Consider the following 9,733-nt stretch of genomic DNA (forward strand, 5'->3'; position numbering starts at 1 on the left):
GGCCGCGCGGCAGCCAGTCGGCATTGGCCTGCAGCGTGTCGTGCAGCCGCACCAGGGCTTCGGTGCGCGGCACGCCGACCTCGAACTGCACCGTCAGCACGGCGAGGCCGGGACGCGACAGCGACATCACGTGCTCGACGCCGGCGATCTGCGCCAGCACCTGTTCGGCCGGCGTCGCGACCATCTGCTCTACATCGCGCACGGCGGCGCCGGGGAAGGGCACCAGCACGTTGGCCATGGTGACGTCGATCTGTGGTTCTTCCTCGCGCGGGGTGACCAGCACGGCGAACACCCCGAGCAGCAGCGCGACCAGCGCCAGCAGCGGCGTGATCTGCGCCGCCTGGAAGGAGGCGGCGATGCGGCCGGACAGGCCGAGGCCCGGTTGCTTCATGGCGGCTCCTCCCCTCGCTTCAGCGCACGCGCGCCGCCTGCTGGGGATCGAGCGCCACGCGCTCGCCCGCGGCGACGCCGGCCAGGATCTCGGTGCGCTCGCCGTCGCTGCGGCCCAGGCGCACCTGGCGCAGCAGCGGGCGGCCGTCGCTGCCGACCACGTAGACCGCCGCCAGTTCGGCCCGCCGCACCACGGCCTGCTGCGGCACGTAGACGCGGCCCGCGCCGTTGCCGGCGAGCGGCAGCCACGCGCGCGCGAACATGCCCGGGCTGACGCCGGCGAGGCCGGCCGGCAGGTCCAGCCGCAATTCGAGCGTGTGGGTCGCCGGATCGACCGTGGGCAGCAGCTGCACCCGGGTCGGCTGGATGCGCGCGCCCACGCCAGGGATCTCGGCCTGCGCCGGCAGCGCGCCGCCCAGCCGCGGCAGCAGCGTCTGCGGCACCGCCGCCCTCACCCGCAGCGCGGCCGGGTCGTACAGCGTGAGCAGCGGCCGGCCCGGCATGGCCATGTCGCCCAGCACCACGGCGACGTCGGCGACCACGCCGGCATAGGGGGCGCGCACCACGTGGAAGTCGGTCTGCGTGAGTGCCGCGTTCGCGCTGGCGAGCTGGGCAGCGGCCTCGGCCTGCGCCGTCTTGTACGTGGCCTCGGCGCGGTCGAGGGCGGCGCGGCTGATGTAGTTCTGCGCGAAGAGCTGCTGCTGGCGCTCGAAGTCGCGCGTGGCCGCCTCCTGCGCCGCGCGCGCGGCGCGCACCTGGGCTGCGCTGGCGGCGGCGGCCTGGGCGGCCGCGCGGGCGTCGAGGCGCAGCAGCACCTGCCCGGCCTGCACGCGGTCGCCCGCCTTGACGTTCAGCGCCACCACGGCGCCGGGCACCTGCGCCGCCACGACCGTCTGGCGCACCGCTTCCACCACGCCTTCGTAGGCGGCGCTGCCGGCCGTCGCGTCGGTGCTGGCGGGGGCGGTGCGCAGCGTGGCGGCCGGACGGTCGGCAGGGGCGTCGGCCGCTGCGGCCAACGTCTGGAACAGCGCCAGCAGCAGGGCCGCCAACGCAGTGGCGAGCCACGCGGCCGTGGCGCGGGCGCGGCGGCAGGTCGCACGCTTCATGGTCTGGCTCCTTGGCTCTTCCGTGGAATGCTCGTATTATTTAGCCAATCAGCTAAGAAAGCAAGTAGCCATGCATTCCCCGAGGAGAGCCGCATGAGGCATGATGTGCGCGAGCGCCACGAATTCTTCGCCCTGATGGAAGGTCTGCCCCCCGAAGCCCTGGAGAAGGTCGCCGCCTATTTCCGGGCGCTGTCCGAGCCCACGCGGCTGCACATCCTGAACCTGCTGCGTTCCGGCGAGCACAACGTGGGCGAGCTGGCCGAGCTCACCGGCTATACCGCCGCCAACGTCTCGCGCCACCTCGCCTTCCTGATGCAGCAGGGGCTGGTGCGGCGCGACGCCCGCGGCACGGCGGCCTACTACAGCATCGGCGACGCGTCCGTCTACGCGCTCTGCGACCTGGTGTGCGGCAGCATCGCGCGCCAGCACGAGCGCTCGGCGGAGCACGGGCGGCTGTTCGCCAGCGTCGCGCCGGCGCCGCGCCGCGGGCGCAAGGCGGGTTAGCGTCCGGCTGCGGACCAGTCCGCGATAGCGGCCGCTTCTCGGCCGCCGTCAGGCTCGCGTACGATGCGGGCCATGACGACCCCGCAGCCGCCCCTGGCCGCTCCCGTTCCGATCGGCCGCGATGCCGGCGTGATCGGCCTCGTGGGCCTCGCGCACATGGTGAGCCACTTCAGCCAGCTGCTGCTGCCGCCGCTGTTCCCCTGGCTGAAGGATGCGCTGGCGGTGAGCTACACCGAGCTCGCCTTCCTCATGACCATCTTCTTCTTCGTGTCGTGCGCGGTGCAGACGGCCTCCGGTTTTCTGGTGGACCGCTTCGGGCCGCGGCCGATCCTGTTCGGCGGGCTGGGGCTGGTGGCCCTGGGCGCATTCGGTTTCGCGGCCAGTCCCAACTACGCCACGATGGCGCTGTGCGTCGTCGTCGCCGGCATGGGCAACGGCGTGTTCCACCCGGCGGACTACACGCTGATCAACCGCAAGGTCAGCCCGCGCCGGCTCGGGCATGCGTACAGCGTGCACGGCATCACCGGCAGCCTGGGCTGGGCGATCGCACCGGCCCTGGTCGTGCCGCTGGCCATCGCCTTCCACTGGCGCGTGGCGCTGGCGGCCGGCGGCTGCGTGGCGCTCGCCGTGCTGGCGGTGCTGTGGGTGAAGCGCGCGACGCTGGACCTGCCGCCGGCGCCGCAGCCCGCAGCCGCCCCGGGGGCCCGGGCCGAGAGCAGCCTGGGCTTCCTGCGCATCCCCGCCGTCTGGATGTGCTTCGGCTTCTTCATGGCCTATGCGGGTGCGCTCTCCGGCGTGCAAGCCTATGGGCCCGAGGCGTTGCGGCACCTGCACCAGATCCCGGTGGCGCTGGCGGCGGCCTGCGTCACGGCCTACATGGTGTGCAGCGCCGGGGGCGTGTTCCTGGGCGGCTTTCTCGCCTCCGATCCCGAGCGCTGCGAACGCGTGGTGGCCGCCGGCTGCGGCATCGCGGCCCTGATCGCGCTGGCGATCGGCGTGCTGGCCGTGCCGGTCGCAGCCGTGCCGGTGCTGTTCGGCGCGATGGGCGTGGCCACCGGCGTCTCCGGCCCCTCGCGCGACCTGCTGGTGAAGCGCTCCACGCCCGACAACGCGAGCGGCCGGGTGTTCGGCGTGGTCTATTCTGGCCTCGACGTGGGACAGGCGATCGCGCCGCTGGTGTTCGCGGCCCTGATCGACCGCCACGCCTTCGTCGCCGTGTGGCTGGTACTGGCCTTGCTGCAGGGTCTGATGATCGCCAGCGCCGTGAGCGTGCGGCGCGTGCGCCGCGGCGGGATGGCGGTGGCCTGAGCCCCGCGCTGCCCGGGCACGACCTCTCGCCGCTGTTACACCGCCGAGTTATCCTTGCGGCATGTACGCCGCGTATTTCGGGCTGAAGCAGGAGCCGTTCTCCATCGCGCCCGACCCTCGCCTGCTGTTCATGAGCGAGCAGCACCGGGAAGCGCTGGCGCACCTGCTGTACGGCGTGCAGGGCGGCGGCGGCTTCGTGCTGCTCACCGGCGAGATCGGCACCGGCAAGACGACGGTCTGCCGCTCCTTCCTGGAGCAGGTGCCGCAGCACGTGAACCTGGCCTACATCTTCAATCCCAAGCTCACGGTGCTGGAGCTGCTGGAGACGGTGTGCCACGAGTTCGGCGTGGCCGTCACGCCGCCGGCGCAGCGCGCCGCCACCGTCAAGGACTACCTCGATCCGCTCAACGCGTTCCTGCTGCAGTCGCACGCGGCGGGCCGCAACAACGTGCTGGTGATCGACGAGGCGCAGAACCTCGCGCCCGAGGTGCTGGAGCAACTGCGGCTGCTGACCAACCTCGAGACCAGCGAGCGCAAGCTGCTGCAGATCATCCTGATCGGCCAGCCGGAGCTGCGCGAGATGCTCGCCCGGCCGGAGCTGGAGCAGCTGGCCCAGCGCGTGATCGCGCGCTACCACCTGCGCGCGCTCGGCGAGGCGGAGACGGCGCAGTACGTGCGCCATCGCCTCGAGATGTGCGGGCTGCAGCGGCCGCTGCCCTTCGACCGGCGGGCGCTGCGCAGCATCCACCGGGCCACCGGCGGAGTGCCGCGCCGCATCAACCTGCTGTGCGACCGGGCCCTGCTGGGCGCCTATGCGAATGGGCAAGGCCAGGTCACGCGCGGCATCGTCGGCGAGGCGGCGGCGGAGGTGTTTCCGCGCAGCGCGGGGCCCGTGCGGGCCTGGCCGCGGGCTGCGCTCGCCGGCGTGCTGGGGCTGGTTGCGGGCGCCGGCCTGCTGGCCGCAGTGACGCGGGTGGCCGAACACTCGCTGCCCATGATCGCGCGGCCGGCGCCGGCGGAACAGGCACCGCAGCCGCAAGTCGAAGCGCAGGCCCCGCAGCTTCCGGGTTCCGCCGCCGAACCGGTGCTGGTGGCCGCGGCCGCGCCATCGACTCCGGTGGCTTCGGCCCCGGCATCTGCGCCGGCCGTTGCCCCTGCCCCCGCCCCGCCCACGCTGCTGCGCGACGAGCAGCAGGCCTGGCGCGAACTGGCGCAGGCCTGGCAGCTGCCGGTGGAAGAGGGCGATGCCTGCACGGCGCTGGCGCGCAAGCAGGTGCAGTGCTTCAGCCGCACGATGACGCTGGCGCTGATCCGCCAGCTCGGTCGGCCCGGCATCGTCACCCTGGACAGCGACAGCGGCCAGCCCTCCTACGCGATCCTGGCCGGCCTCACCGACAGCACGGCGACGCTGCAGGCGGCGGGCACCGAGCAGACCGTCACGCTCACCGCACTGGCGCAACGCTGGCACGGCGAGTTCGGCACCCTGTGGCGCACGCCGCCGGGGTACGGCGCGAAGCAGGGCGGCGCCACGCTGGAATGGGTGGCCGGTGGCCTCGCAGCGTCGCGCGGCGCGCCGGCGCCCACGCGACCCGCGGTGCTGGACGCGGCGCTGCGCGCGCAGGTGCGCTCCTTCCAGCTCGCGCAGGGCCTGCCGCCCGACGGCCAGCCGGGCCCCCTGACCTACATGCAACTGAACCGGGCGACCGGCGTGGAAGAACCGCGCCTGCGCACCGAGCCCTGAGGGAAGAACCGAGCGCAATGTCGTACATCCTCGATGCCCTGCGCCGCGCCGACGCCGAACGCGAGCGCGACCCTGGCCGCGGCATCCATGCCCAACCCGTGCCGCTGCCGGCCGAGACGGGGCGCCGCATCCCGTGGTGGATGGTCGCGGCGGTCGCTGCGCTGGTGCTGCTGGTCGCGGGCGCGCTGCTGCTGCGGCCCTCGCCGCGCATCCTCCAGGATCTCCGCATGCCGCCGCCGAACGCGCCGGTGCCGAGGCCGCCCGTGGCTGCGCCCCCGGCGCCGACGGTGGCCGCCGAAGCGAGCCCGCCGGCGGCGACGCCGGCGGCCGCCACCGAAGTGATTCCCCCTGCGCCTGCGACGCCGACGGTGGCGAACGAGGTGAGCCCGCCGCCTCCGGTGGTGGCCGCGCAGGTGAGCCCGCCGCCTCCAGCGGCACCAGAGCGCCCGCTCGATCGCGCCGTCGTCAGGGCGCCTGCGGCACCGTCCGTCCCGACGCCCACCGCTGGCGCGAAGGTGCCGGCGACGACGACCGCCACGGCGCCCGCGACAGCCCCCGCTCCGACGCCTGCCGCAGCCCCCGCCGCGACGCCCGCCGCGGAGCGCATCTTCGCCGCCTCCGAACTCCCGGCCGACGTGCAGCGCGAGCTGCCGAAGCTGCAGATCTCCGGCGGCGTGCACTCGGACAACCCGTCCCAGCGCATGCTGATCGTGGGCGGCCAGGTGATCACCGAAGGCGCGGAAGCGGCGCCCGGCGTGCTGGTGGAGCAGATCCGGCCCAAGTCCGCGGTGCTCAAGTTCCGCGGCTGGCGCTACAGCGTGCAGTACTGAACGTTCACTGCGCGATCAGCCAGCGGGTGGCGGCGCCGAGCAGCAGCGAGGCGCCCGGAATCACCGACAGCAGCCAGCGGCTCCACGCAGGCCACGCGCGCACTCCGGCCAGCACGCCCAGCGTCGCCAGCGCCGTCGGTTCCGGCATGAAGCCGAACACCTCCGCCTCGCTCCACGGGTGGCCCGTCAGCGGCGCCAGCAGCGGATAGAGCAGGGCGGCGGCCAAGAGGATCGCGCCCAGCGGGCCCGGCGCGGCCCCCTCGCGCGATCGCAGCGGCAGGCCGGCCGCCGCGGCGAGCAGCAGCGCCTGCAGGCCGCACGCGAGCGCCACCGAGGGCGCGGCGAGGAAGATCTCGGAATAGAGGCGCCAGTGGAACGCCCATCCCAGCCAGGCCCAGGCCAGCGCTGCGACCGCCAGCGCGGCACGCTGCGCGCCAGGCCTCCGCGCGCGCAGCAGCACCGGCAAGGCCAGGGCCGCCGCCAGCGCCAGAGCCTGCCAGGGCCACCACGCGGCGTTGTGGCGCGCCACCAGCCGCCAGTACACCTGGGGCGAGAACATCAGGAAATCCGACAGCCCGTAGGTCCACCATTCCGTCACGGTCACAAACCCGCGACGTAGGCGGCCATGCGCTCGCGCGTTGCGGCGTCCGGAAAGGGTCCGCGCGCCACGCCCATGTTCTCGCGCACGTGGTCGATGCGGCGCGTCGCGGGAATCGCGCAGGTCACGGCGGGGTGGCTGACCACGAACTGCAGCGCGAACTGCGCCCAGCTCGCGCAGCCGATCTCGCCGGCCCAGGGCGGCAGCGGATGGCGCGCCAGGCGCCGCAGCAGGTCGCCCTCCTGGAACGGCCGGTTCACCAGCACCGCGATGCCGCGCTCGGCCGCGAGCGGCAGCAGCGTGCGTTCGGCCTCGCGATCGAGCAGGTTGTAGGTGAACTGCACGAAGTCCAGGCGCTCCTTGCGCATGATCTGCTCGAACTCGCGCGCCCGGCGCCCTTCGGAAGTGGTGATGCCGACGTAGCGCACGCGGCCCTCGGCCTTCATGCGCTGCAGCAGCGGCAGCTGCTTTTCCCAGGCGAGCAGGTTGTGCACCTGCAGCAGGTCGAAGCGCGGCAGCTGCCACTGCGCGCGCGAGGCCTCGAGCTGTGCCGCGCCGTCGCCGCCGGTCCACACCTTGTCGGCCGAGAACACGCGCTGCCGGGCGCCGAGCGCGCGCAGCCCCTCGCCCACCACGCCCTGCGAGGAGCCGTACATGGGCGAGGAGTCGATCACCCGTCCGCCGGCCTCGAAGAATGCGCGCATCACCTGCGCGCAACGGGCCCGCGCGGGCGGATCGTTGCCCACGTTGAATGTGATCCAGGTGCCCAGGCCCACCCGCGGGATCGGCTCGCCGGAGGAGGGGATGGCACGGGTCGAGGGGCTCGCCTGGGCGGCCGCGCGGTCGGCGGCGGCGGCCAGCGCGGCCCACTGCAGCAGTGCGCGGCGCTTCATCGGACCAGCGTAGCATGCGGGTCGCTCCACCGCATCCCGGGAGATTCTCATGCCGAGTTCCATCCTCTTGCGATGCCTGCTGGTCCTCGCCGCGCTGGCCCCGGTCGCGCTGCGCGCCGACGATGCGATCTGGTCGCTGCTGCGCGCGGGCGGCCAGGTCGTGCTGCTGCGGCACGACCGGACCGAGCCGGGCGTGGGCGACCCGGCGGGCATGAAGCTGGACGACTGCGCCAGCCAGCGCAACCTGAGCGAGGAAGGGCGGGCCCACGCGCAGCGCCTGGGCGAGGTGCTGCGCAGCCGCGGCATCCCGGTCGCCGGCCTGCAGGCCAGCCCCTGGTGCCGCTGCCTGGAGACGGCCCGCCTCGTGTTCGGCCGCAGCGGCGAGGTGCAGCCCGCGCTGGGCAACCTGTTCGGACGGTACGAGCACGAGGGACCGCAGGTGACGGCGCTGAAGAAGATCGTCGAGCGGGTGCCCGAGCGCGGCAACCTGTTCCTCGTCACCCACGGCTCGACCATCCACGCATTGACGGGCGTGGCGCCCGCGATGGGCGAGATGGTCGTGGTGACGCCGCAGCCCACCGGCGGCTTCCGCGTCGCCGGCCGGCTGGCCACGCCTTAGGCCGCCCTGCGCACGGGAATGCCTTGCGCGCGGCTGCGCAAGCGCGCGCAGCCGTGCCCCCGGGAAGGCCTCAGTCGAGCGCCGGCTGCGGCGGCTGGAACACCGACCAGCGCCCGTCCTTGAACAGGTAGAGGCCGGAGGAGATCCGCGTCGTGTCGTTGCTCGCGAACAGGGCCGCGGCGCTGAAGCGCAGGCTGGCCACCGCGGAATCGTCGTCGGCGCGCGCGAACACCAGGCCGCCGCGGCCCGGCACCGCGGCCACGATCCCCGCCGGCGAGTGGCGCAGCTGCTCGAGCCAGAACTCGCGGTCGAGGAAATAGCTGCTGTCCAACTCGGGCGCGTTGCCGTGCACCTGCATCAGCCCGCCGCTCCAGGGCAGGGCCACCGGCTGGCCGTAGCGGCGCCGCAGGTTGTCGACGGCGCGCGCGAGCGCCTCCTCGGGGCTCAGGCGCAACCGCTGCAGGTCCTCCGGCACGGCGCTCTGCACGCGCCGCTCGCCGTCGAACACCAGCCGCAGGTGCATGTCGCCGAGGTATTCGAACCAGCTGGCCTCGAACTCGAACTCGCGCCCGTCGGCCGCGCGCGCGCTGATCTTGCCGAACGGCCGCAGCGTCTCGTCCTGCTTGTTGGCGCCCGGCGATTCGCGCAGCACCACCAGCAGGTTGGCGGCGCTCGCCTCGAACTCGTTGCTGGTGGGCGTCTCCGCCCGCGCGAGACCGATCGACGCGGCCAAGAGGCCGGCGCAGCATCCCCATCGTAACCAATGCTTCATCGCAACTCCTCCGTCCCTCTGCCCCCATGGTGCAGGCAGAGGCGCTGCAGCGCAAGGCACTGCCGGGACGCGCCTGCCCAATGGCTGGCACGCGCGTCGGCCCGCTGCAACGCCATTCGTTACCCTTCTTGCGCCGCCGGTCGAACATGTAATGGATGCGCTGCCTAGGATCACGGGTCTTGTCTCTCCTTAACGATCGCACTCAGAGGAACAGCTTCATGGCTTTGCAGTCCCCCTTCTTCAACAACACCAAGCGCGACGACACCTACCCGCGAACCGGCCTCAACCCGAACGCCGCCGCGACGGCCGCCGCGCAGCAGCAGCCGGCGCCCTCGGCCCCGGCGCAGACCGCTTCCACCGTGAAGGAAGGCGAGAGCAAGCTCACGGTCGGTCCGAACATCAAGCTCAAGGGCGTGGAGATCACCGACTGCGACACGCTGGTGGTCGAGGGCTCGGTCGAGGCGACCATGGATTCGCGCGTGATCCAGATCTCCGAGCGCGGCGCCTTCAAGGGCTCCGCCGAGATCGACGTGGCCGAAATCCGCGGCCTGTTCGACGGCAACCTCACGGTGCGCCAGAAGCTCGTGATCTATTCCACCGGCAAGGTGACCGGCAAGGTCCGCTACGGCAAGGTGGTGATCGAGGAGGGCGGCCAGCTCTCCGGCGAGATCGAGGCCGGCACCGGCCCGCGCCCCGCGCAACCGGCCGCGCGCCCGCCGCTGCAGCAGGTGCAATAAGGGTCCTCGCCGCGCAGGCGGGGAAGCCCTGGGTCCCCGCCTGCGCGGGGACGACGAGCTCCGTCACCCCCGCGGAGGCGGGGGCCTGGAAAGCGCGCAGCGCGCGCTCCCGTTCAGACCACCGTCTTGTGCCGCACGATGCAGGTGTCCAGCACCTCGCCGTGCGGCCGCTTCCACCAGTTGCCGGTGGAGAAGATCTCCACCTCGCTGAAGCCGGCGAAGCCCTGCGCCTCCA

General features: G+C 73.3%; 11 protein-coding genes and 1 pseudogene. 6 read left to right on the plus strand and 6 right to left on the minus strand.

Annotated elements, in window-relative coordinates:
* Nucleotides 1-391: efflux RND transporter permease subunit (locus VFM98_RS19145; protein ID WP_325111491.1), on the minus strand; the 391-nt coding region annotated here is incomplete at its 3' end.
* Between the two features lie 19 nt (nucleotides 392-410).
* The gene (locus VFM98_RS19150) at nucleotides 411-1,496 is read right to left on the minus strand and encodes an efflux RND transporter periplasmic adaptor subunit (protein WP_325111492.1); all 1,086 of its coding nucleotides are present in this window, start codon (nucleotides 1,494-1,496) and stop codon (nucleotides 411-413) included.
* Nucleotides 1,497-1,631: 135 nt separating this feature from the next.
* On the opposite strand from VFM98_RS19150, the gene VFM98_RS19155 reads away from it, so the two are divergent.
* The 4 genes from VFM98_RS19155 (at nucleotide 1,632) to VFM98_RS19170 (ending at nucleotide 5,879) form a co-directional block, all read left to right on the plus strand.
* Nucleotides 1,632-2,000, plus strand: a complete 369-nt coding sequence (locus tag VFM98_RS19155; protein ID WP_325111501.1) for a metalloregulator ArsR/SmtB family transcription factor — start codon at nucleotides 1,632-1,634, stop codon at nucleotides 1,998-2,000.
* Between the two features lie 72 nt (nucleotides 2,001-2,072).
* Nucleotides 2,073-3,308, plus strand: a complete 1,236-nt coding sequence (locus VFM98_RS19160; RefSeq protein ID WP_325111493.1) for an MFS transporter — start codon at nucleotides 2,073-2,075, stop codon at nucleotides 3,306-3,308.
* Nucleotides 3,309-3,369: 61 nt separating this feature from the next.
* A complete protein-coding gene (locus tag VFM98_RS19165; protein ID WP_325111494.1) occupies nucleotides 3,370-5,049 on the plus strand; it encodes an AAA family ATPase in 1,680 nt (559 codons plus the stop codon).
* Between the two features lie 17 nt (nucleotides 5,050-5,066).
* Complete coding sequence (locus tag VFM98_RS19170; RefSeq protein ID WP_325111495.1) at nucleotides 5,067-5,879, plus strand: general secretion pathway protein GspB; 813 nt, start codon at nucleotides 5,067-5,069, stop codon at nucleotides 5,877-5,879.
* A gap of 4 nt (nucleotides 5,880-5,883) precedes the next feature.
* Here VFM98_RS19170 and VFM98_RS19175 read toward each other — a convergent pair whose 3' ends face one another.
* Nucleotides 5,884-6,483: a DUF6064 family protein gene (locus tag VFM98_RS19175; protein ID WP_325111496.1), complete on the minus strand. Its 600-nt coding sequence runs from the start codon at nucleotides 6,481-6,483 to the stop codon at nucleotides 5,884-5,886.
* The gene (locus VFM98_RS19180; RefSeq protein WP_325111497.1) at nucleotides 6,480-7,370 is read right to left on the minus strand and encodes an aldo/keto reductase; all 891 of its coding nucleotides are present in this window, start codon (nucleotides 7,368-7,370) and stop codon (nucleotides 6,480-6,482) included. Before VFM98_RS19180 ends, VFM98_RS19175 begins: the two co-directional genes overlap by 4 nt.
* A 49-nt stretch (nucleotides 7,371-7,419) precedes the next feature.
* Between VFM98_RS19180 and VFM98_RS19185 the strand changes: the two genes are divergently transcribed.
* Nucleotides 7,420-7,989, plus strand: a complete 570-nt coding sequence (locus VFM98_RS19185) for a histidine phosphatase family protein (protein WP_325111498.1) — start codon at nucleotides 7,420-7,422, stop codon at nucleotides 7,987-7,989.
* Between the two features lie 70 nt (nucleotides 7,990-8,059).
* On the opposite strand, the gene VFM98_RS19190 is transcribed toward VFM98_RS19185, so the two are convergent.
* A complete protein-coding gene (locus tag VFM98_RS19190; RefSeq protein WP_325111499.1) occupies nucleotides 8,060-8,761 on the minus strand; it encodes a hypothetical protein in 702 nt (233 codons plus the stop codon).
* A gap of 218 nt (nucleotides 8,762-8,979) precedes the next feature.
* On the opposite strand from VFM98_RS19190, the gene VFM98_RS19195 reads away from it, so the two are divergent.
* A complete protein-coding gene (locus VFM98_RS19195) occupies nucleotides 8,980-9,498 on the plus strand; it encodes a polymer-forming cytoskeletal protein (protein WP_325111500.1) in 519 nt (172 codons plus the stop codon).
* A gap of 113 nt (nucleotides 9,499-9,611) precedes the next feature.
* Here VFM98_RS19195 and VFM98_RS19200 read toward each other — a convergent pair.
* A pseudogene (locus tag VFM98_RS19200) lies at nucleotides 9,612-9,733 on the minus strand (sugar phosphate isomerase/epimerase); the annotation flags it as partial.

The organism is Ramlibacter sp., assembly GCF_035706265.1.
Taxonomy (GTDB): Bacteria; Pseudomonadota; Gammaproteobacteria; order Burkholderiales; family Burkholderiaceae_C; genus Ramlibacter.